Annotated in this window: 21 protein-coding genes; 17 read left to right on the forward strand and 4 right to left on the reverse strand. The window is 51.4% G+C overall.

Features of this window, described 5'->3' with window-relative positions; translation table 11 throughout:
* Positions 1–154: 154 nt before the first annotated feature.
* Both GC101_RS09270 and GC101_RS09275 read left to right on the forward strand, forming a co-directional pair.
* Positions 155–547 carry a DUF4073 domain-containing protein gene (locus tag GC101_RS09270; protein WP_171716998.1) on the forward strand — a complete coding sequence of 131 codons (393 nt, stop codon included), beginning with the start codon at positions 155–157 and terminating at the stop codon, positions 545–547.
* Positions 548–723: 176 nt separating this feature from the next.
* The gene (locus GC101_RS09275; RefSeq protein ID WP_171716999.1) at positions 724–1,404 is read left to right on the forward strand and encodes a hypothetical protein; all 681 of its coding nucleotides are present in this window, start codon (positions 724–726) and stop codon (positions 1,402–1,404) included.
* Between the two features lie 615 nt (positions 1,405–2,019).
* Here the strand turns inward: GC101_RS09275 and GC101_RS09280 are convergent.
* On the reverse strand, positions 2,020–3,063 hold the full coding sequence (locus GC101_RS09280; protein WP_171717000.1) for a HAMP domain-containing sensor histidine kinase: 1,044 nt from the start codon (positions 3,061–3,063) through the stop codon (positions 2,020–2,022).
* Entirely contained in the window at positions 3,060–3,734 is a 675-nt protein-coding gene (locus GC101_RS09285; RefSeq protein WP_171717001.1) for a response regulator transcription factor, read from the reverse strand. Before GC101_RS09285 ends, GC101_RS09280 begins: the two co-directional genes overlap by 4 nt.
* A gap of 249 nt (positions 3,735–3,983) precedes the next feature.
* On the opposite strand from GC101_RS09285, the gene GC101_RS09290 reads away from it, so the two are divergent.
* The 4 genes from GC101_RS09290 to GC101_RS09305 all read left to right on the forward strand — a co-directional run bounded on the left by GC101_RS09290 (position 3,984) and on the right by GC101_RS09305 (position 8,962).
* Positions 3,984–6,362 carry an ABC transporter ATP-binding protein/permease gene (locus GC101_RS09290; protein WP_171717002.1) on the forward strand — a complete coding sequence of 793 codons (2,379 nt, stop codon included), beginning with the start codon at positions 3,984–3,986 and terminating at the stop codon, positions 6,360–6,362.
* Positions 6,363–6,540: 178 nt separating this feature from the next.
* The gene (locus GC101_RS09295) at positions 6,541–7,467 is read left to right on the forward strand and encodes an ABC transporter ATP-binding protein (RefSeq protein ID WP_171717003.1); all 927 of its coding nucleotides are present in this window, start codon (positions 6,541–6,543) and stop codon (positions 7,465–7,467) included.
* Positions 7,464–8,618: an ABC transporter permease gene (locus GC101_RS09300; protein WP_171717004.1), complete on the forward strand. Its 1,155-nt coding sequence runs from the start codon at positions 7,464–7,466 to the stop codon at positions 8,616–8,618. Before GC101_RS09295 ends, GC101_RS09300 begins: the two co-directional genes overlap by 4 nt.
* On the forward strand, positions 8,615–8,962 hold the full coding sequence (locus tag GC101_RS09305; RefSeq protein WP_171717005.1) for a hypothetical protein: 348 nt from the start codon (positions 8,615–8,617) through the stop codon (positions 8,960–8,962). Before GC101_RS09300 ends, GC101_RS09305 begins: the two co-directional genes overlap by 4 nt.
* A gap of 40 nt (positions 8,963–9,002) precedes the next feature.
* Here GC101_RS09305 and GC101_RS09310 read toward each other — a convergent pair whose 3' ends face one another.
* Both GC101_RS09310 and GC101_RS09315 read right to left on the reverse strand, forming a co-directional pair.
* Positions 9,003–9,293 carry a hypothetical protein gene (locus GC101_RS09310; protein ID WP_171717006.1) on the reverse strand — a complete coding sequence of 97 codons (291 nt, stop codon included), beginning with the start codon at positions 9,291–9,293 and terminating at the stop codon, positions 9,003–9,005.
* Positions 9,294–9,426: 133 nt separating this feature from the next.
* Positions 9,427–10,917 carry a DHA2 family efflux MFS transporter permease subunit gene (locus tag GC101_RS09315; protein ID WP_425497138.1) on the reverse strand — a complete coding sequence of 497 codons (1,491 nt, stop codon included), beginning with the start codon at positions 10,915–10,917 and terminating at the stop codon, positions 9,427–9,429.
* A 234-nt stretch (positions 10,918–11,151) separates the two neighbouring features.
* On the opposite strand from GC101_RS09315, the gene GC101_RS09320 reads away from it, so the two are divergent.
* The 11 genes from GC101_RS09320 (at position 11,152) to GC101_RS09370 (ending at position 24,690) form a co-directional block, all read left to right on the forward strand.
* Positions 11,152–11,733, forward strand: coding sequence for a TetR/AcrR family transcriptional regulator (locus tag GC101_RS09320; protein ID WP_171717007.1), 582 nt, complete (start codon positions 11,152–11,154; stop codon positions 11,731–11,733).
* 168 nt (positions 11,734–11,901) lie between these two features.
* Positions 11,902–12,663, forward strand: a complete 762-nt coding sequence (locus GC101_RS09325) for a metallophosphoesterase (protein WP_216626527.1) — start codon at positions 11,902–11,904, stop codon at positions 12,661–12,663.
* A 447-nt stretch (positions 12,664–13,110) separates the two neighbouring features.
* Positions 13,111–14,718 (forward strand): extracellular solute-binding protein, encoded by a 1,608-nt coding sequence (locus tag GC101_RS09330; RefSeq protein WP_171717009.1) that lies wholly within the window; start codon positions 13,111–13,113, stop codon positions 14,716–14,718.
* Between the two features lie 100 nt (positions 14,719–14,818).
* A complete protein-coding gene (locus GC101_RS09335; protein ID WP_171717010.1) occupies positions 14,819–15,721 on the forward strand; it encodes an ABC transporter permease subunit in 903 nt (300 codons plus the stop codon).
* A 36-nt stretch (positions 15,722–15,757) separates the two neighbouring features.
* Positions 15,758–16,630 carry a carbohydrate ABC transporter permease gene (locus tag GC101_RS09340; protein ID WP_171717011.1) on the forward strand — a complete coding sequence of 291 codons (873 nt, stop codon included), beginning with the start codon at positions 15,758–15,760 and terminating at the stop codon, positions 16,628–16,630.
* Between the two features lie 25 nt (positions 16,631–16,655).
* Entirely contained in the window at positions 16,656–18,377 is a 1,722-nt protein-coding gene (locus GC101_RS09345) for a hypothetical protein (protein ID WP_343049635.1), read from the forward strand.
* A 107-nt stretch (positions 18,378–18,484) separates the two neighbouring features.
* Positions 18,485–19,471: an ROK family protein gene (locus GC101_RS09350; protein ID WP_171717012.1), complete on the forward strand. Its 987-nt coding sequence runs from the start codon at positions 18,485–18,487 to the stop codon at positions 19,469–19,471.
* A gap of 14 nt (positions 19,472–19,485) precedes the next feature.
* Positions 19,486–20,664: an MFS transporter gene (locus GC101_RS09355; RefSeq protein WP_171717013.1), complete on the forward strand. Its 1,179-nt coding sequence runs from the start codon at positions 19,486–19,488 to the stop codon at positions 20,662–20,664.
* A gap of 63 nt (positions 20,665–20,727) precedes the next feature.
* The gene (locus GC101_RS09360) at positions 20,728–22,965 is read left to right on the forward strand and encodes a helix-turn-helix domain-containing protein (protein WP_171717014.1); all 2,238 of its coding nucleotides are present in this window, start codon (positions 20,728–20,730) and stop codon (positions 22,963–22,965) included.
* Positions 22,966–23,505: 540 nt separating this feature from the next.
* Positions 23,506–23,961, forward strand: coding sequence for a VOC family protein (locus tag GC101_RS09365; protein ID WP_042140871.1), 456 nt, complete (start codon positions 23,506–23,508; stop codon positions 23,959–23,961).
* Positions 23,962–23,991: 30 nt separating this feature from the next.
* Positions 23,992–24,690, forward strand: coding sequence for an SDR family oxidoreductase (locus tag GC101_RS09370; protein ID WP_171717015.1), 699 nt, complete (start codon positions 23,992–23,994; stop codon positions 24,688–24,690).
* Position 24,691 lies beyond the last annotated feature (1 nt).

Genomic DNA, 24,691 nt, shown 5'->3' on the forward strand with positions numbered 1-24,691 from the left:
TTCTTTCTTAGCAAAATGATTAAGACTATAGAGTGAATCTGCGGTTAATCCAAAATTTTATATTAAATTTACAATTTTAAAGGAATAATTATCCAGAATAAGATATAATATGATCTGTGTTATATTTCTCATTTAATAAGATGTGGAGGTTGAAATGATGAGGAGAACTGTCGATAAATGCATCCGTCTCTCTTTAATCGGAATCCTTGTTGCGGGTGCAGCCAGTCTGGGTGTAAGTACTACGAAGGCCTATGCAGCAGATAACTTCACCTTGGCAGCAGGGAATAACTCTGCCTTGTCCGTGACTCTGTTCGCTCAGCCGCCATGGCCGCCCAATGTAACTGCAGATGATGTTGCCAACACCATTACAGGTGCGAACGAGAAGATGGAGTATTCCAGCGATGGGGGCTTGAATTGGACTGCCTATGATCCAGTCAACCCGCCGGTCTTCTGCGGTGCGGTAACGGTGCTGGTGCGGATAGCGGGAGACAGCGTGAATTACATTCCGGCCGGGTTCATCACAACACTGACCTTTACGCCGGATTAATTATCAGCTCCATTATAGAACAGCAGGGGTATTGGTCCCGCGCCAGTTGCCGGAGGCCAACGATATCATTGACGCTGGTGAGCAGCACGAACTATAATCTATAAAAAGGATGAAGCACATCCCGTACTCATGGATCTTTGGGTGCGGGATTTTTTTGTGCAGAGAAGGAGGCAGGAATGGGGTTCGCTGAAGAGCATCACCAATGGCTGGAGTATCACAAGAAACGGAGAACCGGGGAACGTCTGGACCGTCTGGAACGGGGACACCGGCATGGCGAGCAAATGTTTGTGGAGCGGGTGTGGTGGCCGATTTTCGGGAATATGGACGATCTTCACCCGGAGTATGAGGTTGCGGATTGGCGGGGAAGACCCTATTTTGTTGACTTTGTATGGAAGCCGGGTCAGGTTAAGGTAGCTATCGAGGTGAAAGGGTACGGGCCGCATGTTCAGAATATAGACCGGACCAGATACCGCCAGGAACTTAACAGGGAAACGTATCTGCAAATTGCCGGGTACCGTGTGGTTGCGATCCCTTATGATGATTTGGAATCATCGCCGGAGCTGACAATTTCTCTGCTGAAAGCCTTACTTACTCCATGTTTGTTGAAAAATACGGATGAAGGAAGCCGGCAATATACGAGGATAGAGTTGGATATTCTGCGGATTGCCAGCCGTAAGAACGGGTTCCTCCGGCCAGTGGAGGTGGTGAACGAACTTGCGATTGATCAACGTACAGTAAAGAAATATATGAATTCTCTATGTGAAAAAGGTAAGTTTAAACCTGTGTTGGTGCAGGGGGGCAACAGAGTGTGCCGGTATGAGCTTATTCCATCTTTTATGGACATAGAGTTATGGTAGAGCTAATGCCGCCAAAACGGGCGGAATGCTGGAATTAGAGGGATAAATCCCACTAATGCCGCCCTAGCCGGGTGAAATGCTGGAATTAGAGGGATAAATCCCACTAATGCCGCTCCAAGTGGGCGAAAGGCTGGAATTAGAGGGATAAATCCCGCTAATGCCGCCCCAAACGGGTGAAATGCTGGAATTAGAGGGATAAATCCCACTAATGCCGCTCCAACGGGACGAAATGCTGGAATTAGAGGGATAAATCCCACTAATGCCGCCCCGACTGGGCGAAAGGCTGGAATTAGAGGGATAAATCCCACTAATGCCGCTCCAACGAGGCGAAAGGCTGGAATTAGAGGGATAAATCCCACTAATGCCGCCCCAAGTGGGCGAAAGGCTGGAATTAGAGGGATAAATCCCGCTAATGCCGCCCCAAACGGGCGGAATGCTGGAATTAGAGGGATAAATCCCGCTAATTCCGCCACATTCAGTTGGCACGCCGAAATTAGAGGGATAAATCCCACTAATTCCGCCAAAAGCGGGCGTCAGGTGACACTGAGGGGCAACTGCTCCGCCGCTGCCCTCCTCTTCCCCCGCTCTCCCCTCCTCTTCGTCTGCCGCTCCCGCTCACTCCCCCGCAACCGGCAGCTTGATCGTAAACGCCGAGCCTTGTCCCGGCTCGCTGCGCACCTCAATGGTTCCCTTGCTTAAGCTGATGATGCGCGCGGCCAGCGGCAGGCCGAGGCCGTTGCCTCCGGCGGCGCGGGCGGGGTCGCCCTGGTAGAATTTCTCGAAGATATGCTTACGCACCTTCGGAGCCATCCCGATCCCGGTGTCGGAGATCATTACGGAGATCCAGGAGCTGTCAGCTTGAATGGAGACCGAAATTTCCCCGCCCTCCGGTGTGAATTTGATCGCATTGCCAAGCACATTGAGCCACACCTGCATCATCAGCTCTTCATTTCCATAATAGCGCTGCTCCTCCAGGTCGAGATTAAGATTAAGCTGCTTGGCAGACCAGAGGGACTCCAGCAGCAACAGCGCCTGGCGGAGCTGCTCATCCAGAGGGTATTCAGCCAGCTCGGTAAGCATTTCCTGATTTTCGAGCTTGGATATTTTGAGGATATTGCCGGACAGATTGGACAGCTGCCGTGAGCTTTCGATGATCATTCCGGTGTATTCGTCATGCTCCTCTTTGCTCAGGTTTTCTTCCTGCAGAAGCATGGCGTACCCTTCGATAGCCGCAATAGGGGTCTTGAATTCGTGAGATACATTGACAACGAAGTCATTCCGCAGGGTCTCGATGCTGCGCAGCTCCTGGACCATGAGATTGAAGTGATGTGCCACCTCACTGATCTCATTGACGCGGTGCGACTCATTCAAATAGATGTCGAAGTTGCCGCCTGCGATCTCCTTGGCCGCTTTGCTGAAGTCCGTAATCGGGGACAATATTTTGCGGCCTACCATAATGCTGATGGTAGTCCCGATGACCAGACTGAATAACACCATAGTCAGAATAGGCGGGAAGGGGTTTCCGTGCTCCCAGGTGTTATTTTCTACCCGGAAATACAGGAAGGCCAGCACGGCCATAATGAAGACAAACGACAGAATGATGATAAATACCATGGATACAAAATACCACCACAGGCCGCTGTTTTTGCCGCTCCTCATCCCCGTTTCACCGCCTTATAGCCTAGTCCCCTGACGGTGACGATTTCAAAATCAGCGCTATCCCTGAATCGCTCACGCAGGCGGTTAATATGAACCACCACCGTATGCTCATCGGATTCGGAATCCATCCCCCATATTTCATCCATCAGCTGCTGCTTGGTGAAGATTTTATTGGGATAAGAGATCATTTTGTAGAGGAGATAGAATTCCTTCTGCGGAAGCAGGATACTCTCATGGCCCTGAATTACAGTTAACGTATCATAATCCAGCACGGTTTCTCCCCATTCAATTTTGCGTTCGCTGATGATTTTGGCCCGGCGCAGCAGCGCCCCGACACGCAGGATCATCTCATTCACATTGATCGGCTTGACCATATAATCATCGATTCCGACGAGGAAGCCCTGCTGCTTATCGGCAAAATTCTCCCGTGCGGTCACCATAAGAATGGGAAGCTGCTGATTGTTGTCCCTAAGCGTCCGCGTCAGCTCGAAGCCATCCATCCGGGGCATCATAATATCGCAGATAATCAGATCAATATATTCCTTATCCAGCACGTCCAGCGCATCCTCGCCATTCACGGCCGGCAAGGCCTGGTATCCATTTCTGGTGAGTACGGTACAGAAGAGCTGGCGTAACTTGGCATCATCCTCAACCACAAGAATATTAAACATAAGGTCTCCTCCTGGAACGGTTCCATGTAATTCAACGTATAGCTTGTTTATATGGTTATGGGTTCCCCGCAAAGTACCGGAGTAACCCTCGAAGCCAAAGTACTTGTTTTAGTATACCTCATCAAGATCAAGCCAGTCTCAACTGGGAGTTTAGGTTTAGTTTATATTGGGCGGCTATACTGGGGTACAGTAAGACTAGAAGATTTCAGAGAGACTAATGATTACAGGGATGGAAAGGGAGATCGGACAATGCTGCAATTAAAAAACATCACCAAGAGCTACAAGACCGGCGAATTTACACAGGTTGCACTGGATAAAGTGAATCTCAATTTCAGGGAAAGCGAATTCGTTGCGATTCTGGGCCAAAGCGGCTCGGGCAAGACCACGCTGCTGAATATCGTCGGCGGGCTGGATCAGTATGACAGCGGAGAGCTGATCATCAACGGCCAATCGACAGAGCGCTTCAAAGACAGCGAGTGGGATGCGTACCGTAATAATAGTGTCGGCTTTATTTTTCAAAGCTATAATCTGATCTCACATCTGAGCATTACAGACAACGTGGAGATGGGGATGACGCTCAGCGGGATAGCTTCAGCCGAGAAGCACCGCAAGGCGCTTGAAGTACTGGAGAAGGTTGGACTGAAGGATCATGTGCACAAAAAGCCGAATCAGCTGTCAGGCGGACAGATGCAGCGTGTAGCGATTGCCCGTGCGCTGGCGAACAATCCGGACATTATCCTTGCGGATGAGCCTACAGGCGCCTTGGATTCAGAGACCAGTGAGCAGATCATGGAGCTGATCAAGACCATTGCGGAGGATAAGCTGGTGATCATGGTTACCCATAATCCGGAGCTGGCAGAGAGCTATGCCGACCGCGTCATCCGCTTCTCGGACGGTCATGCGATCTCGGACAGCAATCCGCTGCCCACGCAGAAGGCCTCAAGTGCTTATAAGCTGAAACAAACGAGCATGAGCTTTTTCACAGCACTGAAATTATCCGGTAAAAATATCGCCACCAAGAAATGGCGTACGGGGTTGACCGCTTTTGCCTCAAGTATCGGAATTATTGGCATCGCGCTGATCCTGTCCTTGTCCAACGGCTTCGATAAACAGATCAGCTCGTACGAAACCGGGGCACTCTCCAACTTCCCGGTCTCGATCAACCAGACGGCGATTAATTTGCAGAATGCAGGCCCTCCGGGTCAAGAGTCAACGGAACTTACCTCATATCCGGCAGATAAAAAGCTCTATCCGTATGACCCGACCGTAAACTCAGCCATGCATACGAATGTATTGACCAAGGAGTATATCGAGTATCTGGATGGAATCGATCCTAAGCTGATTGACGGCGTCTCTTATACCCGTACCGTGAATATGAACTGGCTGGTTATGGATGGGGACAAGGCAACCACGCTGGATAAAAGCAATATCACTGTAGCCCCATATCCAAGCAAACAGGGCAGTGCCTCGGGAAGCTACCTGGAGCAGTACTATGACCTGCTGGAAGGATCATTCCCTACAGAGAAGACCGATCTTGTGCTCATCGTGGATGAATACAACCGTCTGACCGATGCAGCAGTGGATGCTCTGGGTCTGGATTATAAAGCTAAGAGCATCAATCTGAGCGATCTTGTCGGAACTCAATTGAAGCTGGTAATGAACAATGATTATTATAAGAAAAATGGCGAGCAGTTTGTTGTCAATGGAACAGCTGCTGATTTGACCGGTCTCTACAACAGTCCTAATGCCGTGACGCTGAACATTGTTGGTGTTCTCCGCGGGCAGGAAGGTTCCAGCATTTCTACGCTGTCTCCCGGCATTGTCTATTCCGATGAGCTAGCCGCAACGTTCATTGCCGATGCACAGAAATCTGAGATTGTACTTGCACAGGAAGCCGCAGATATCAATGTGTTGACAGGGCAGGCCTTGTCAGAAGGGGTAGCCGGCATGGCTTCGAGTGGTGCAATGGGCGGTTCTCCCCTCATGAACGCTGGTATGGCAGCAGCAGGCAGTATGGCTTCCTTGACTAAAGACGATGCACTTGCCGCTCTGGGGGCAACTGAAATTCCAAGCGCAGTCTCGCTGTACCCGATTGATTTCAGTGCCAAAGAATCCGTTACAGCCTATCTGGACAAATGGAATGAAGGGAAGGCAACGGAGGATCAGGTGCAGTATACCGATCTGGCGGCTATTGTCACCAACATTTCCGGCGGGATTATGGACGGAATTACGATGGTGCTGATTGCTTTTGCAGCAATTTCCCTCGTGGTGTCACTGATTATGATTGCGATCATCACTTACATTTCCGTTATGGAACGGACGAAGGAGATCGGCGTACTGCGTGCGCTGGGGGCCCGCAAGAAGGATATTACACGGGTCTTCAATGCCGAGACCTTCATTATCGGGGCTTGCTCGGGGATTCTGGGGATCGGCATTACCTATCTGCTGACCATTCCGGTTAACGCGATTCTGTATAACCTGACCGAGCTGAAGAATGTGGCTCAGCTTAACCCGCTGCATGCGCTCATTCTAGGCGTGATCAGCGTCCTGCTGACTATGCTCGGCGGTGCGATTCCGGCCAAGATGGCAGCGAAGAAGGACCCGGTTGCTGCACTGCGCAGTGAATAATTGACCGTAGTCCTGACAAGCCGGACAAAATTTCAAGAAACCTAAAGGGAGCCAATCCCTTTGGGTTTTTTTGTCATTGATCACAGACGAATAGAGAAGTGTGGGATAAAATAACAGAAATGAGAGTTGCTTTCGGTATGAGGCCCGTATCAGAACTGTTCAGGAGAGTGTGAGAAGAATGAACGAGATGCTGTTGGAATTGAAGGAAGTGGATAAAAGCTTTGGCAGCTTCAAGGCAGTTGACCGCTTGTCCTTCACGGTGAGGCGGGGTGAGATTTTCAGTCTGCTGGGTCCAAATGGCGCCGGCAAAACAACGGCTATTCAATTGATTTCCGGTACACTGGAACCGGACACAGGCTGCATCGCCATTGGCGGTATCCCGTCCCGGAGCAACCGTGCTTTGAACAAGCGGGTGGGAGTCTGCAGTCAGGAATTACAGCTATGGCCGTTATTAACCTGCGAAGAACAGCTTCATTTTGTAGGGGATTTGAATCGAATGGACAGGCAATGGATTAAACAACGTACAGCTATGCTGCTGGAAAGCGTCGGGCTCGCGGATAAGCGTAAGGTGCTGGCGAAGAATTTATCCGGGGGCATGCAGAGAAGGCTGCATATCATTTTGTCGGTCATTCATGATCCCGAGCTGATCATCCTGGATGAACCCGAAGCCGGGCTTGATCCGCAGAGCAGGGTACTGGTTAGAGATTTCATCATATCGCTGTCGCGTTCCGGTGCGGTACTGCTTACTACGCATAATATGGATGAGGCACAGCGCCTGTCTTCCAGAGTAGCTGTGATGGATCGGGGAAGAGTGCTGGTATGTGACACACCCGCTGTGCTTCAGCAGAAGATTGCTCCTGAAGAGACGCTGGAGATCTATTATCAGGAACCGGTGCAGAGGACATCGCAGCTGGATTCACCGGAGTATACCGTGCACTTTAAGGATGCAAGCATCCGGTTCACTGGAGCCCGCCTGACTGAGGCTGTTCCGCGTATTCTTGGCCGGCTGACCTCCATATACGGTAATCCGTTAACTTTCACTCTAAGGCAAAGTACGCTGGAGGATGTATTCATTAAGCTCACGGGAAGGAGCTTGCGGGAATGAGAGTATGGGCTGTGTTCAAAAAAAGCTTAGTGGAGCAGTTTCGGGATTACAAGGCGGTCCTGCTAACCATTCTTTCCCCCATCGTCTTTATCGTCATCTTTGGACTGGCCTTCGGGCAGGGATTCTATACTTATTCGCTTGCGATATCAAATGAAGATCAGGGGGAGCTTGGCGGCAGTCTGGTGCAGCAAATCGTAAGCAGCGAGTATCCGAACGGAAATACGATGTTTAAGACCATTCAGGCGGATTATGACAAGCAGGAGTTACTGGAGGGGATTAGAAAAGGAACATATGATGCGCATTTGTACATTCCGGCTGGCTTCAGTGAGTCGCTGCTCAGCAACAAGCCTTACGGCCAGTCCTCACAGGTACAGTTGAAGCTGCTCGGTAATCCCGCCAATCTGACATACAGCTTCATCAGCAGCTTCGTGGAGAACTATATCCACAATTTTGTGTGGACGAACGGCATGGCGGAGAATCCGGTGCAGATTGTATATGAGAAAACCGGTGAAGTGAAGGTCCAATCGGAATTTGAGAATATGGCTCCGGGACTCATGGTATTTTCGGTCTTTTTCCTGTTGATTCTAAGCTCGATGGTGGTGACGAGGGAGTTGGAGAACCGGACGATTCAGCGGATTATTCTGTCCAAAGTCAGAGCGTTTGAATTCTGCGCAGGTGTTAGCTTGTCGCAGATGGTGCTCGCAGCGATCATGCTGCCCCTTGTTTTTGCTTCCAGCCTACTGCTGGGCTTCTCATCTTCCGGCTCCTATGCACTGGCCTACCTGGTCAGTCTGATCGCAACCTTCTCAGCCATTGGCATCGGTCTGATCATTGCGGCTTTTTGCAGAACTTCGCTGGAGGCCTTCATCATCGGCAATGTGGTGGTGACGCCCATGATGTTCCTGGCCGGGATTTTTTTCAAAGTTCCGCCGGTTAAGTTATTCACGGTTATGGGCAAAGAGATTGAGCTGTTGACATTCGTGCCGACACTTGATGCTGTAAGTGCGATGAACAAGATCCTGATTAACAACGCCGGTTTCCGCGAGATTCTTCCAGAAATTATTGTGCTTGTGTTGTTATCTGCGGGCTATTTCTTAATGGGAAGGTATTTGTTTAGTCGTAAAATTATGCACTCAGGAGGGGTAAAATGAAAACCAAAACCAGAAATAGCGTCACTATGACGGCGTACTTTCTTGTGCTGGCGGCTGTGATTACATTGCAGGATGTATTCACCATTTACAATCTGAGGATCGTATTATCTTTGGCGCTAGCCATTGTCTTTGCCTACATCATTTCAAGAAGTACCATCCAGGAGCCGTCATCCTACAGAGCGATAACCCGGTTATTAATTGCTTTCTTTGTATTTACCTGTGTATATCATATCCTGCTATCTGTAGCCTTAGGACAGAGTATATTTGCTAATTACTTTTGGGGTTTCTTATGCGTGATCTATTTGCTGGCCTGGCTGCGTGTCCGCTATGGCCCGCAAAAATAATATCTGGCATGGCTTCACGGACATAGCCGGCAACAGCGGATTATTCCGCAGAAGGCAGCTGGGCGCGCGTGGACTTCTTTTTGTTAATCTCCTTGGACAGCTCTAAATGCTGCTGGGAGATTTTTTTGAGTTCTGCCTGTAATTTAGTGATCCGGCTCATTTTGCTGCTAAGTGCGCTGGGGGAAGTGCTTAATTTGCAGTCTTTTTCGATCTGGTTAATTTTGAGCCGGGTCTTGTGGGTCTTCTTCTGTAGCTCTGCTATACCCGATTCCATCTCTGTGATTTCCTGATTTAAACGGTTAAGCATAGATTTCGTGAAGCTAATAGCCATCCGGGCACCTCTTACTCTTCTTCTATAATGTACAGCCAAGATATCATTGTACTACAAGCGTTTGGTTTATGCGAGGAATACAAAGAGATCAGCAGGTGTAATCCCGCTGATCTCTTGAGCATGCTATTTGATATTAGACTTCCTTGGCTACAACCGTCTTAAGCTTCATTTCTGGTTCTTTCTCCGATGCATGGCCTACCTTCTTGATGAAGAAGGAGAGCAGCAGGCCGATGATGCCGATCCCCACGATGACCAGATACGCATCATTGATACCCTGGATGGAAGCTGCTGTAATCATATGTTCCTTGGTGTCTTGTACACCACTTACCATCATATCCTTCATGTGGGTAGTGGTACGGCTGGTCATTACGGTAACCAACAGGGAAGTACCCACAGCGCCGGCCACTTGTCTTACAGTATTCGAAATGGCTGTACCATGCGAATTAAGCTTGGATGGCAGCTGGTTCAGCCCGAGGGTCTGAATCGGCATGAGCAGCAGCGCCATTCCGATCCGGCGTCCGGTGGACATGAGCATCAGAAAGGCATAGCTTGTCGAGTCGGTCAGATTCACGAAGCTCAGGGTAGCGAGGATCGTGATCAGCAGGCCGATAATGGCCAGCCATTTCGCACCGAAGCGGTCAAACAGCTTGCCGGTAACCGGCATGAGCAAGCCCATAATAACTGCGCCGGGAAGCAGCAGCAGGCCGGATTCCATCGCCGTGAAGCCGCGTGCGTTCTGCAGGTAGAGCGGCAGCAGCATCATATCTGCATACATTACAATCGTAACCATGACGCTGATAACAGTGGTCAGGGAGAACATATTATATTTGAAGGCCCGCAGATCCAGCAGCGGGCTATCCGAAGCCAGCTGTCTCCATACGAACAAGCCGAGGGAAATCACACCTGCAGCCAGCGACAACAGCACCTCTGCGCTAGACCAGCCTGCGCTGGCGGCTCGGCTGAAGCCATACAGCAAGGTTCCGAATCCAATGGTGGACAAGGCTACGCTGGTTAAGTCGACTTTTGGATAAGAACGCTCTGCAACATTTCTCAGATAAATAAATCCGCATACGATTACGATGACTGTGAGTGGAAGCATGCCGTAGAACATAGTCTCCCAAGAGTAGTGTTCCATAATATATCCGGCCAGAGTAGGGCCAATCGCCGGGGCGAAGATAATGGCGAGTCCGACCATCCCCATGGCGGCGCCTCTTTTCTCACGCGGGAACAGGGTTAAGATGACATTGGTCAGCAGCGGCATAATAATACCGGCACCAGCTGCCTGAATCATACGTCCGGTAAGCAGTATCGGGAAGCTTGTCGCCATAGCGGAGACGACCGTTCCTGCGAAGAAGATAAACATTGATGCCTGGAACAGCTCGCGCGTAGTGAAACGCTGCATCAGATAAGCTGTGATTGGAATCAGTACACCGTTAACCAGCATATAGCCGGTGGTCAGCCACTGGGCCGTTGCAGCCGTGATATTGAAGTCATGCATTAACTCCGGTGTGGCAACGCTCATTATCGTCTGATTCAGTGTGGCCAGAAAGGCACCGAGAATCATTACGAAAAGAATAGGTCCCTTTTTGATGGAACTGTCTTTAATGTCTGTCTTGTTACTCACTATTCTCCATCCTTTCAAATCGCCGAATCATGGACTAAATTTACAGTGTGTTGTATAGTTTACAATGTATAAAGTAGATTATAGATGAAATTTTCATGTAATCAAGCAACGATTTCTGAAAAACTGTATATTAGTTTACGATTAAGCTATAACTGTAGTTTATATAGGTGATAAACGACATTTTAACGAAAAGTGTAGTCTGCGATTTGAACGTTGAAGAATGGAGTGGTTAAAATGACGAAAACTCCCCCGCACACGGACCCGCGTGTCCTGCGTACACGCCAACTGCTGAGAGAGGCTGTAATTGATCTGATGGAAGAAATGAGCATTGAGAAAATTACGGTCAACCGCATCGCGGAACGGGCCAAAATTAACCGGGTGACCTTCTATCTGCATTACCGGGATATCCCCGATATGATGGAGAAGATGGCGGATGATATGGCCGAGGACGTGCTTCAAGTGGTAAGCGGTTATATGGGGAATGCTGAAGCGGCTGAAGGAGAGCAATGGCCGATGCTGGAGCGCCTGCTGACGCATATTGCGGAGAACGCGAAATTCTATAAAATTGTGCTAACGTCGCGGAAGAGTACGATATTCACCGATCGTCTGTTCAGGCTGATGGCTGATATCATTTCCACCCGGGTGGAGAGAAGATTGGCTACCCGCAACGCTTCGGAAGTTACGGTTCAGAAGGACATTGCCGTGTGGTACGGCTCTGCGGCCCTCATAGGTACGATTATCGCCTGGCTCCGGGAGGATATGCCGTATTCGCCGCAGTATCTGGCCAAACAGATCACTTCGCTGCGTTCGAGCTAAGGGAGGGTCCATATCCATAGGTCCAAGAACCGCCAATTCATTCCGCATATATATAGTAGATATCACTGTGCATTGCGAATCTATTGATATGAGGTGGTTCAGGTGAAGAGGCAGGCAGGTCCAAAGCGGAAAAGGGTGCTTCCTGCAAGGCGCCAGGCTGTGCCCGGGGTGAAACGCAGAATAAAGGCTCAGACCGTAGAATTTGCGGTGTTTGGCGACAGCCATGTGGGATACGGAAACAGCTTGAGTATTTTTAAAAGTCTTTTGCCCAAAGCAGTGGGCAGCGGCAATAAGCGCTTTTTCATCTTTGGCGGAGATAATGCACAGGCAGGAGCGGATCACGGGAATAATGCGAACGCTTATTACAAAGACTTCAAGGATACAGTAACAAGCACGCTCGGAAGCATCCCGTATAAGGCCTCTATAGGAAATTGGGAGGCAAGCACCCGGTCCCTATTTACGCAATACTTGGGGGCGGTTACCGGACAGATGAATTTCCCGGGCACACAGGGTAAGGTGAAATATGTATGGCTTGATTGTGCTCTGGGACAATTCACTCCGGCGAGTATCAATCTGCTGCGCAATCTGGATGACCGTTATTTCTATATTATTGATTTTCACTGGCCGCTAAGAGTGCAGGGGATCACGGTTGAATCCAGCCATGTGCTCAGCGCTGCGGAGACATCCAGGTTCTTCTCGGCAATTCCGGTAAAAGCCAGAGACAAGGTCCTGGCTATCTTCACACATCATGGACATAAATTCTACCGGAAGCTTAGCAATATTAATCCGGGATACCCACGGACGAAATTCTTCGTGTGCGGCTGCTCCGGGGATTATAAATGCAAGCCGGATGGAAACATGGGTTACTATAATGCCAAATTAACCAGCAGCGGCTCCGGATATAAAGTGGACGCGTATATTGCACACTGAGTCTGCTCAGGCTCCGGGTTATATTTAGTAGAGGAAAGAGTGTTCCTGCGGGAGCATTCTTTTTTTGCAAATATAAGAATTTATATGTTTCACGTTATAAATTATCATTCTATTTCTCGCTGAAACGGTACCGTCCTTTATAAGGACGGCAAAGCCGTTTCTACTCGCTATCTGGTAGGCATAGCTGACATACACTAAGGCCAAAATAAGCGGGATTTGCTGTGTAATGGGGCAGATAAGCAAGTTGAAAGCAGTTTGTTTGGACGATAATTGTTTGTTTATAAGGTTTTCTTACATATATAACGTGTGTTTTAGGGTGGAAAATGGTTTATTGTGCGCTTAGCTTAACTCATGTAATACTAGGTGACATCAAAGGCGCTGACAACAAGTTAATCGGCAACTGAAGATAAGTTTTCTGACATTGATAAGGGGAAAGGTGATGAGAGAATGACAACAAGAGGGTCTAAGAAATGGGCAAGCCCGGCAATAGCGGTGCTGATGGCCTCCACAATGCTGTTATCCGCGTGTTCTTCGAAGGAGGATACGGCGAGCGGCAATGCCGGTTCCGGGTCTCCTGAGCCTGCTACATTAAAGGTAGAGGTGTTCGACCGCGGGAATACGCCTTCCGGTTATACGATCTCTGACAGTTACCTGACCCGGCTTGTGCAGGAGCGGTTCGGTAAGCCGAACAACATTGATGTAGAGTTCGTTCCTGTTCCCCGCTCAGAGGAAATTCAGAAGCTGAATGTGCTGATGGCCAGCAAAAGCGAAGTGCCTGACATCGTGTTCACCTATGATTCGGGAACGTTCAACCGGTATGCCGAGCAGGGCGGGCTTACCGATCTTACAGAGCTAATTGATGAATATGCCCCGAACCTGAAGAAGTTCCTCGGCGAGGACACGCTGGCTTACGGACAATACAACGGCAAGCAGTTCGCGCTTCCGGGCAGAAGGCTTGTACTTGGCAAATACGCCGGATATGTCCGTCAGGATTGGCTGGATAAGCTGGGACTGCCGGCACCGACGAATACGGAAGAGCTCTACACTACACTTAAGGCCTTTAAGGAACAAGATCCTGGCAACACTGGCGGCAAGGTGATTCCGTTCGGAGTAAGTCTGGCAGCTGCGCAGTATGAACCGCTGATCTGGTCGTTCATTAAGCCGCTTACCGATGAGCAGCGGTATACGCTGACCCAGCAGCTGGGCTCAAGCGATTACCCGGCGCTGCTGCCGGGCTTCGAGGATGCGCTGAAATTCATGAATAAGCTCTATAATGAAGGGCTGATGAGCAAGGACTTCGGTCTGGATAAAGACAAAAAGCAGCTATGGCAGAGTCTGCAGAATGGTCTGGTAGGCTTCTATACAGAGGATGCCGGTGAGCCGTACTTCACCTGGAATGACTTCTATGAGAATCTGCAGACCAATGTGCCGGGTGCCTCGATTACTCCGGTGGATACCTTCACGAATGCGGCGGGTGAGCATGCCAAACCGGCCTATGCACCCAATGCAATGTATGTCATGATCCCGAAATCGAGCAGCAATGCTGTAGCAGCGCTGAAATATCTCGACTGGATGGCTTCGGATACGAACCTGTTCGATATTCAGTTCGGTGTGGAGAATGAGAACTATACTCTGGAGAACGGAGTTCCGGTTGTTAAACCGGACGCGACCTCTGAAATTACCGACCGCCTGTATAACTTTGGGGATATTGCGGTAATTGTTAACGGTAAATTCGCCGGTGATGATGCCAAGAATGAAGCGGCTTATATTGCCCAGACTCCCGAGAAGTTCCAGGCAGATATGAAGAAATCGGTTGAAATCTCGAATGTCGATACCATTCAGCCGGTACGGTTCGGCCATCCGATCGAGGCTGAAGCGAAATACGGAACGGCACTGGCCGACAAGTTCCAGGAAATCATCGTGAAGATGACCATGATTAAGCCGGAGCAGTTCGAGAGCACTTATGATTCGATGATCAAAGATTATATGGCGAGCGGCGGTCAGGCGATTCTCGATGAACGTACGGCAGCTTATAAGGAAATGACGTCCAAATAAACGGACGGAGCGTAGAAAGAGGACGGTATGCGCAAGTGGAGGCCGGTCACGGCCTCCAGCCGCTGCCGTATACAAAGGGCAGGAGAGGAGAGTGAAGGCAGTGAAGAACACGACTTACTTACGCAGAAACTGGCAGTTGTACGCTTTGCTTATGCTGCCGGTCATTTACTTCCTGATTTTTAAATACGGGCCGATGTACGGGGTACAGATTGCGTTCAAAGAATTTAACTTCTTTGAAGGTATCGCCGGCAGTGAATGGGTCGGGCTGGATATTTTCCGCGAGGTCTTTCAGAATAATGATTTTTTCAAAGCGCTGCGTAATACGCTGCTGCTCAATCTGCTGGATCTGATTATTTCTTTTCCCGCACCGCTGATTCTGGCAATTATGCTCTATGAGCTGCGGATCATCTGGTTCAAGAAATTCGCCCAGACCATTCTGTATGTTCCGCATTTCATCTCTTGGGTCATTATCGGCGGCATCGTGCTGCAGGTATTCGGCACAGAGTCAGGCTTCATTAACAACCTGCTGACCGGTATGGGGCTGGATGCTATTCCGTTTCTCTCCAATAAGCATTATTGGCTGATCACGTATTTGCTGGTCGGAGTGTGGCAAAGTGCTGGCTGGGGAACGATTCTGTACCTGGCAGCATTAACCGGCATCAACAAAGAGCTGTTCGAGGCTGCAGAGGTGGATGGCGCTGGCCGCTTCAAAAAAATCTTCCATATTTCTCTGCCGGGCATCAAAACAACGATTGCTACCCTGCTCATTATTAACCTGGGCAATATGATCTCCATCGGCTTTGACCGGCCGTTCATCGTCGGCAATGTAGCCGTCCGCGATTACTCCGAGGTGCTCAGTACCTTCGTATACCGTGTAGGCATTGAATCCGGACAAATCTCTCTGGCGACTGCAGTCGGGTTGTTCCAGGCGCTGGTAGGCCTGATCTTCCTGCTCGGTGCGAACTATGCATCCAAGAAGCTGGCGGATGAGAGTATACTCTAGCCAGTCCAAAGCAAATAGAGACGAGGGGGAACAACTATGAGCGAACGCGCATCTAACCGGATATTTGATATCCTTAATGTCCTGATCATTATTGTCGTAATTCTTGTGTGTCTGCTGCCCTTTGTTCATATTATTGCGATCTCGCTCAGCTCCAGCCGTCCGATCATGTCGGGCCTGGTGACCTTTTTCCCGCGGGAATTCACTTTTGAGGCCTACACCAAGGTCTTCTCCGATATGTCGATGATCCGTTCACTGGGCTTCACGATTATGCTGACTATTCTGGCTACCGTGCTGTCGATGGCCATGACAATAGCCGTTGCTTACTCCTTGTCCAAGAAGGAGCTGCGCGGACGAAAATGGTTCATGCTGATTATTGTCGTTACGATGTTCTTCAGCGGAGGCATTATTCCGGATTATATCCTGATCCGGAACCTCCACCTGCTGGATACCGTCTGGGCGCTGGTGCTGCCCGGTTTAATCAGCCCTTTCTATATGATTATCCTTATTTCCTTCTTCAACAGCATTCCGAAGAGCCTGGAAGAGGCAGCGGAGATTGACGGGACAACGCATCTGGGCACCTTGTTCCGCGTTATACTTCCGTTGTCACTGCCGTCATTGGCCACATTAAGCTTATTCTATGCCGTAGGCCGCTGGAATGGATTCCAGGATGCGCTGATGTATATCAACCGTCCGGATCTCTATCCGCTGCAGCTGAAGCTGTATCAGATGATCCAGAATAATCAGGTCAGCGAGCTGATGCAGCAGGAGGGTCTGGGTATGGCACAGCTGATGCCGGAGAGCTTGAAGGCGGCAAGCGTAGTCTTCTCCACGGTGCCGATTCTGATCGTATATCCATTCCTGCAGCGTTATTTCATCAGCGGCATGATGGCAGGCGCGGTTAAAGGCTAATGAAGATGAAGAGGAGGGAAATACCGTGACACAGGCGATGATCAACAGGCTTACGGAAAAACAGCGCCATCTGGTGGACCAGGCGATGGCGCTGATGGATTCATTCTATGACGCAGAGATGGAACTGCTGATTGATGAGGAGCAAAGTGACCGGCATAATACGCGCAGCAGTGCGCACTATGCGCTGGGACTGCTGATCCGCAGCGGCGAAGGTGATCAGGAACGGGCAGCGGGATTGCTGAATAAGGTCATGGATCTGCAATTCAATGTCCCTGACGAAATTTATCACGGCACCTTCCGCGTGTCGCCCCAGGCCGCGCTGCCACCGGCCGGGAACTACAATTGGAAGGAATTCGCGCCGGGTTTTGCGTACTTTCTCAGTGAAACTACTGACAAAATCGGTAAGCGGCTCGGCGCCGCACTTTCCCGGGAAATAAGTCAGGTTCTGCCGGATTGTGATGAGCTGACGGTTAGGGGATATCTGCAGTCCGCAGTGGATGAGGTTCTGCCTCCGGTATGGAAGAGCTATGACCCGAACTGGCGTGAATTCATCGCAAGTACGTTCGCGGTGATTCTGGAGGAGTTCGCGGATGTCCTGCCGGCGGAGCTTGTCTCACGCATGGACGAGTCTATGAAGAGGGCGGTTTCAGCGTCCATTGACCGGCGTCTATCCGATGCCGTGCCGATGAACTCAAATATTGAGCTGATGCACATCTTTATCGTCCATTATTACGGGCACAGGTTCGCCCGTGAGGACTGGATCCGCCATGCTGGCCAAGAAGCCGCTGCATTCCTCGCGGCATATGCCGAATTTGGCTCAATAGCCGAGTTCAATACAACGACCTATTACGGCGTCGACCTTACGGTGCTGGGCTTATGGAGAACCTATGGATGTTCTGCCGCTTTCAGGGAAATCGGGAAGACACTGGAGCGGGGGATGTGGAGTAATATCGCTTTGTTCTATAATCCGGTATTGGAGAACCTGTCGGGACCGTTCTCCCGGGCTTACGAGATGGAGATGACCGGACACAGCTCCATCGGAGTGTTCCTCTATCTGGCACTGGGGGCAGGCTATGAGCATCTGGCTGCGCCGAACTGCGAGACAACACATGATCCGCTGATCGCGCTGGCTGGTGCAGCTATTCCGGCTGAACTGCTGCCGCAATTCGTAAGCTTTGGCGGGAGCCGCAGAGTGGAGAAGCAGTTCCGCGAGCTGTGTGAACGGGACAAGCCGGGAGAGAACCGCAATCTGTGCACCGCAGCGGCCTGGATTGAAGAGCGCCGGATGATCGGCGCGATGTCGGGAAGCCGCAATACGAACGGCCAGATGCATCCGGCCACCATTCACTGGATGGATACCAACTGGAAGGATGCCGCCGGCAGTTCCCGCTATTACCTGCGCCTCATTCGCAGGGAGCAGGGCAAGAGCTGGAACAGCCATCTGCGGGGCATGATCTTCGAAGCTGAGGTAGAGAAGGATCTGCTGACAGCCACAGTCCGGCTGGATACAGAGGTTCCAATTGAAGTGTTGTTTGAAATTACCGGACCGGGGCTGGCCGCTGCCCGGATAACGCCAGAGCGCTGGACATTGCCGGGTCTTGGCTGCAGTGTATCAGCAGCTGCACCGTCCCCGTCCATTCAACTGGATGAGCAGGGTGAGAAGCTGGAGATTATCTATCTGCACCGTCCCGAAGACGGTGTGCAGGAGATGGCCTTCACGCTCCGGCTGGACCCGGCTTCTGAATAGTTAAGGCCTGTGAAGATAGACCTCAAGCAAATGGTGAGGTCTATCTTTGTCTACAATGGGGCATCCGCTGAAGCGGAGAGCCTGAATCTGGAAGGTGGCATACAGCGATGACAGAGGCGAGAGTAAACCGGATTTACGCTGGTATTGATGTCGGCGGCACCAAGACGATGTTCTGCGTCACCGGCGGCAGCGGAGAAATTCTGCTGCTGGAGCAGAGAAGTACAGCGGCGCATGAAGCCCCCGGGTCCTTTATGGCTTGGCTGTTTGCTGAATTAGCTCAGCTGCTGGCGGGGATTCAACTGGAGGTTCCACAGCTTGCGGGCATCGGCATCGGCTTCCCAGGTGTTATAGGCGATACGGAGGGCTGTTTGACTCAGGCTCCATCGCTGCCCTGGCCGGCGGAGGATATCCGCCCGCTGATCCGCCGTCATTATGCAGGACGGATCTATCTGGACAATGATGTGAATCTGGCTCTGCTTGGTGAATGCTGGAAGGGCGCTGCGGAGGGGAAAGAGCATGTACTGATGATCACGGTCGGCACAGGCATCGGCAGTGCGATGCTGCTGAACGGACGGCTCTATAAGGGGGCGGACTTTGCGGCAGGTGAGGCCGGATACATGATCGTTGATGCCGGTCAGGACCGTCATCGCCTGCCGGCCTCAGGCGCGGGCTTCGGGCCGCTCGAAGCAGTAGCGTCCGGCAGCGGCATCACGGCGCTGGCCCGGGCGTGGCTCGCCGAGGCGGAGGCACGCTCCGCCTCGCGGATTCTGGAGCTGGCCGGAGGCGGCGGGGAGAACGTCGATGCCCGTCATGTGCTTCAGGCAGCAGCTGAAGGTGATCCCGCTGCCCTTAGTCTTATGGACCGGCCGCTCGAGCATCTGGCGGCTGCAATAGCCAGCGCAGCCGTGCTGTTGAATCCGCAGCTGGTCGTGCTTGGCGGCGGGGTTGCCGTATCCGGCGAATATTATATGAAGGAAATCCGTGAACGGGCCGGCAAATATTTGCCCTTTCCGGTCAATATCGAACAGGCGAGGCTGGGCAACACGGCAGGGGCGGTTGGAGCTGCGGCAACTGCTGCGGCCATCTTGTGGTAAAGGAAGAATGCATCATGGATAATACGGCGATCATACCTCTGGAAGCCAGGACCGAGCTGCTGAAGCTCCGCTTATTATATTTGCTCTCGGGTCTTGCTGGCGGACTCTTTAATCCCTATCTAACGACCCTGTTTGTACATCAGGGCATCGGAGCCAATGTCGTGGGGGTACTTATGTCCATCGGCACACTGCTGGCCATCGTAGTTCAGCCGTTATGGGGGCTGATGGTCGACAGGTACCGCCAGACCAAGCTCGTGCTGTTGCTGAGTATTTCTGTACCGGCTGTTTTGTCTTGCCTATACGGCTTCAAGTACACTGCGGTAATTATAATGGTCTATATACTCTCTATAGTCTTTCAGGCTACCCAAAGCCCGGTGGCGGACTCCTATGCCGTTACTGCAGCCCGCAAAGGACGTACCTCCTACGGGACAATCCGCAGCCTGGGCAGTCTGGGCACGGCAATAGGCGGTTATGCCGGAGGATTCTACCTTTCGCATTTTGAAATTACTCAGCTCTGGATGCCGTTTCTGTTCCTGAGCCTGGGCGGGGCGGCAACAGTCCTAACACTGTCACGCAGTACGGAGCGGACAGCAGCGGCCATATCACTGTCGCAAGGAATGAAGGAGCTGCTGGGGAACCGGCTGTTTGTGTTGTTTCTGATGGCCTGCTTTTTCGTAAACCAGACGCTTACGGCTTATAATTCCTTCTTCGTCCTGGCCTTTCAGGAAGCCGGGGGCAGCTACTCCCTGGTCGGGACAGCGCTGCTGCTGGCTTCATTAACTAATATCCCTTCGATGCTGCTGGCCGCCAGAATCCTGAAGCGGATCGGACATGAACGGACGCTGCTGCTGGCTGCCTTCTTTTATGCGCTGCGCTGGGGGATTCAGTGGTTGTTCCCGGTGCCGGCGGTCATGGTCGGGATTCAGGTGCTGCATGGATTGTCCTTCGGGCTGTTCTATGTGGCTGCGGTGGAATATGTGGCAGAGGCTTCCGGCAAAAAAATGCAGGCGACCGGCCAAAGCCTGTTCAACATGGTTTTTTCCGGACTGGGCGGGATTGTAGGGAACCTCTTAAACGGTTATTTGTTCTATTCAGGCGGTGCACAGATGATGTATCTGGCCTGCACGGTTAGTGCGCTTATCGGCGCGGGCATGCTATATTGGATAAACCGAATGACCAAGGCACCTGTGTAAGCTTTTCTTTCATCCCGCAGGCAGAAGGCTTCGGATTCCATTTCAAGAAGGGCGGGAGTACATATGAAACGAAACTGGTCGAGCAGAATGATGTTCTCCTATTTCCCTATCTTTTTGCTAACCGTGTCGATCCTGATTTTCCTGTCGTTCCTGATTGTGGGCGAGCTTTCACGCAGTGAAACGGACAAAGCCAACCGCATCTCTACCGGCTACGTAGTAGATTCCCTGCAGAATGCGTTGAGTGATGTGGAAATATCTGTGCTCCAGGAGATGGAGACCAATCATGATTACGGCGATTTCCTGAACGGGCTGAGCGATGAAGGCGACCGGACCCGGCTCTATAATACTGTAAAAGATATGAGTGCTGTCCTCTACCGCAATCAGCTGATTGACTCGATCTATATTTACCGTAAGTGGGATGATAAGGTGCTGACACTCAGCGGCCTGGTGGACAGGGAGGTGTTCGCAGACCGGGAATATCTGAACCAGGCGCTGGCGGGCAGCGGTGAGCGGAATTGGAGTGATGTGCGTACGCTGCGGATATTCAGCTCTGACCAGCCGGTGCGGGTGATCAGTATGCCGAAGAAGCTGCCGCTTCCCTTCGGAGCTGAGGGGATGATCGTCGTCAACTTAAGCATGTACCGGCTGGAACAGATGATTGACAGCATGACGAACAGCCAGGTGTCCTTCATGCGTGTGGTAGACGGACAGGGTCAGCTGATCTATACGGCGCATGGGGACAATAATATGCAGGAAGGCAGCGTGCTCACCCGCATCCATTCGGATAATACAGGCTGGACCTTTGAGAGCGGCATCCGTGCGGGCGAGCTCTTCGCCTGGATGTCGGTCGTGTCGTATGTCTGGATTATTATCGGCATCCTGACCGTCGTGTTGGGCACGCTCTATATTCTATATATCACCCGCAAAAACTACCGGCCGATCCAGGCCATGATGAACCGGATTCAGGCGCTGCAGTTCCGCGAGGAGAGTCTGGACAGCAAGTCGCGCAGCGAGCTTGTGCTGATTGATCAGGCGCTGGAGACGCTGATTAACCAGACGGTAAGCTATCAGGAGCAATATGACGAGAACCTGCTGGTGCAGCGCCGCCAGCTGTTCCTGGATCTGATGGAAGGTGAGCGGGGCGATTCCCCGGACGGGAAGCTGGAGCGGTTCAAGCCGTTCACGGAAGAGGCTGAAGCCTATGCGTTCATTGCCGCAGAGATGAACCAATATGACGGGTTCCGCCGCAAATATCCGGCCAAGGAGCAGAATATGCTCAAGCTGACGCTGATGAACCTGTTCCAGGAGCTGGCGGCGGAAGAAGGCCTGCAGGGCTGGGCCGAGTGGGTGAGCGGCAACCGGATTGGACTCATTATCGGCAGTGATGACAGTCTGAAGGATGACAAAATTACTCTGCGTAAACTCGCGGAACGTTATCTACGCTGGGTCAGTGACAACCTGGGGTTGTCGCTGGCGATTGGAGTAGGTCCGGTTGTTACCGGACTGGAGGCCATTTCGGATTCCTGCAAGGCAGCGGAAACGGCACTGCAGCATAAGCTGTCACTCGGCAAAGATATGGTGGTGCTGAGTGACAGCCTGCCGGACCGTTCCACGCTGCATTCCTACAAGTACCTGCAGATGCTAAGCGAGATTGTCCGTGAATTCCGGATCGCCGATGAGAATTGGCGGAAGCGGGTAGATGAGCTGTTCGTCTGGTTCAGCGGCGATCAGATCAGGGATGAAGAGATTCATATGCTGCTGCATATGCTGATCCAGATGCTTGACCGGGAGCTGGGGCAGCTGTCGGACAGCCTGCGGCGGATTTTTGCCGGGCCGAGTCTACAGGGGTATTACAGTGAGATCGAGGCGCAGGCCACGCTGGAGCAGGTTCATACAGTAATGCTGAAGTGGCTGGCGGAAATTTACCGGATCTATGTCTCCGTCAATGAATCGAAGAGCTACCGGGCAATGATCAGCGAGATGAAGGTATATATAGAAGAGAACTTCGATAATCCCGATCTTTCGCTTAAGCATCTAAGCGACCGGTTCCAGATCTCGGGCAAATATGCCAGCCATTTGTTCAAAGAGGAATTCGATATGAAATTCGTCGATTTCCTGACTCAGCTGCGGATGCAGCGCGCGGAATATCTGCTCGCGACAACCAGCGATAATCTGCAGGATATTGCCCTGAAGCTGGGCTATACCAGTTCGATCACGTTCGGCCGTGTCTTCAAGCGGGTCGTCGGGGTTACACCGGGTGACTACCGCAAGCACCGGATGAAGCCGGGAGCGGAGGATTAAGACAACGGATGAGGGTGTCTGGTGCATAACACTTAAGACTATAACCAGCCAGCCAAGTGCCAATCCATAGGGAATGGGAGAAGTCGTGTGCCGGCATCTAATTAGCTTATAATGAGGGCCTCTCAAGTTGACGACTGGAGAATTGTTGTATATATTGCAACTCTAGTCCGCAGATGCCGGAGTATTTGAGCAGATTGTTGTACGAAATACAAGAATTGTTCCAATAATCGGCTTGGATGGCGAGAATTGCTGCATTTCGTACAACAATTCCTGCTTACGGCCGTATTGACGGGCAGAATGTTGTATTCTGTGCAGGAATTCAGATTGGCTCATTACTTTTGTCGGCAGTCACCGGGTCTCCGGCACATCAGGAGGGTTAAGCCGGTGATTCTTGCGGCACAGTCTACCTGAAGTGCAAGGATTTGCTGCTCTGAAGAGCAGAATCTGTTGTCTTTTACGGGGAGTCATCTCTGTGCCAGGCTTGACAGCCCTTTCATCGTTTGGGTATGGTAGTCTGGTCAGAATAGAAGGAGGTATAGCCTGATGTCAGGATTGCTTGGGAATCACTTCATTACGCAGATTGGAATTCTGGTGAATGATATCGAGAAGGTAAGCGCGGCATATGCGGACTTCTTTGGCATCGAGAAACCGGAGATCGGCATTACAGATACGGCAGATATTGCTCAGACTAACTATAATGGCGGGGCGACGGAGGCTCGGGCGAAGCTTGCTTTTTTCGATATGGGCTCACTGCAGCTGGAACTGATTGAACCGGATCATCAGCCGAGCACATGGCGCGACTATCTGAATGAGCACGGAGAAGGGCTTCACCACATTGCTTTTGCAGTGGAGGGAATGAAGGAGAAGATTATGCTGCTCGAAGGCAAGGGCTTCCCGCTTCAACAGAAGGGGGAGTACACCGGAGGACGTTATGCTTATATGGATACGTTCAAGGAGTTGAAGGTGATCCTGGAGCTGCTGGAGAACGATAAATAAGTAAGAGTGTTATAGAGGAGGAACGATCATATGAATATACTGATTACCGGGGCCGGACGGGGACTGGGTTTGGATCTGGTTACGATAGCGCTGGAACGCGGACATTCAGTCATTGCCGGTGTGCGTGACTTAAGCCGGGGGCAGGACGCATTGTCCGGGCTTAGCGCAGATTATGGAGACAAGCTGACGGTGGCTGCGCTCGATGTTACGGACGAAGCGGGGATCGCGGCGCTTGCGGCCAGCCTGAAGGAAGAGGGGCGGACGCTGGGCTCCATTGTTAATAATGCTGCCGTGCTGAATGCCTCGGATACTCCGCTTGAAGAGCTGGATATTGCCGAGATGCAGCTTGCGCTCGATATTAACCTGTATGGGCCGATGCGGGTGGTCAAGCACTTCCTGCCGCTGCTTACAGAGCCGGATGCGTCGATCATCAACATTTCGTCCGAAGCAGGCAGCATTACGAATGCTTACCCGGGCAGCTACCCGTACACCATCTCCAAGACAGCACTTAATATGTTCTCGCAGAAGCTGCATGTTACCCTGAAGGAGCGCGGTGTACATGTGCTCAGCGTGCATCCCGGCTGGATGCCCACTGATATGGGCGGAGCGAAAGCGCCAACGAGCCCGCGCACCAGTGCCGAAGGCATTATCAGCCTGATTGAGCAGCGCACCGCGCCGGAGGGGCACTTCATGTTCGTGGATTACACGGGTAAGGATATGGAGATTTAGT

It is taken from the genome of Paenibacillus phytohabitans (genome assembly GCF_013141775.1).
In the GTDB taxonomy this organism is placed as follows: domain Bacteria; phylum Bacillota; class Bacilli; order Paenibacillales; family Paenibacillaceae; genus Paenibacillus_AQ; species Paenibacillus_AQ phytohabitans.

What these genes read in the sequence shown, in the direction of transcription:
- GC101_RS09360 (WP_171717014.1), top strand. Translation starts at nt 20,728, where the DNA reads ATGAAACGAAACTGGTCGAGCAGAATGATGTTCTCCTATTTCCCTATC.
- GC101_RS09340 (WP_171717011.1), top strand. Translation starts at nt 15,758, where the DNA reads ATGAGCGAACGCGCATCTAACCGGATATTTGATATCCTTAATGTCCTG.
- GC101_RS09280 (WP_171717000.1), bottom strand. Translation starts at nt 3,063, where the DNA reads ATGAGGAGCGGCAAAAACAGCGGCCTGTGGTGGTATTTTGTATCCATG.
- GC101_RS09305 (WP_171717005.1), top strand. Translation starts at nt 8,615, where the DNA reads ATGAAAACCAAAACCAGAAATAGCGTCACTATGACGGCGTACTTTCTT.
- GC101_RS09290 (WP_171717002.1), top strand. Translation starts at nt 3,984, where the DNA reads ATGCTGCAATTAAAAAACATCACCAAGAGCTACAAGACCGGCGAATTT.
- GC101_RS09330 (WP_171717009.1), top strand. Translation starts at nt 13,111, where the DNA reads ATGACAACAAGAGGGTCTAAGAAATGGGCAAGCCCGGCAATAGCGGTG.
- GC101_RS09370 (WP_171717015.1), top strand. Translation starts at nt 23,992, where the DNA reads ATGAATATACTGATTACCGGGGCCGGACGGGGACTGGGTTTGGATCTG.
- GC101_RS09355 (WP_171717013.1), top strand. Translation starts at nt 19,486, where the DNA reads ATGGATAATACGGCGATCATACCTCTGGAAGCCAGGACCGAGCTGCTG.
- GC101_RS09285 (WP_171717001.1), bottom strand. Translation starts at nt 3,734, where the DNA reads ATGTTTAATATTCTTGTGGTTGAGGATGATGCCAAGTTACGCCAGCTC.
- GC101_RS09320 (WP_171717007.1), top strand. Translation starts at nt 11,152, where the DNA reads ATGACGAAAACTCCCCCGCACACGGACCCGCGTGTCCTGCGTACACGC.
- GC101_RS09350 (WP_171717012.1), top strand. Translation starts at nt 18,485, where the DNA reads ATGACAGAGGCGAGAGTAAACCGGATTTACGCTGGTATTGATGTCGGC.
- GC101_RS09270 (WP_171716998.1), top strand. Translation starts at nt 155, where the DNA reads ATGATGAGGAGAACTGTCGATAAATGCATCCGTCTCTCTTTAATCGGA.
- GC101_RS09275 (WP_171716999.1), top strand. Translation starts at nt 724, where the DNA reads ATGGGGTTCGCTGAAGAGCATCACCAATGGCTGGAGTATCACAAGAAA.
- GC101_RS09295 (WP_171717003.1), top strand. Translation starts at nt 6,541, where the DNA reads ATGAACGAGATGCTGTTGGAATTGAAGGAAGTGGATAAAAGCTTTGGC.
- GC101_RS09300 (WP_171717004.1), top strand. Translation starts at nt 7,464, where the DNA reads ATGAGAGTATGGGCTGTGTTCAAAAAAAGCTTAGTGGAGCAGTTTCGG.
- GC101_RS09310 (WP_171717006.1), bottom strand. Translation starts at nt 9,293, where the DNA reads ATGGCTATTAGCTTCACGAAATCTATGCTTAACCGTTTAAATCAGGAA.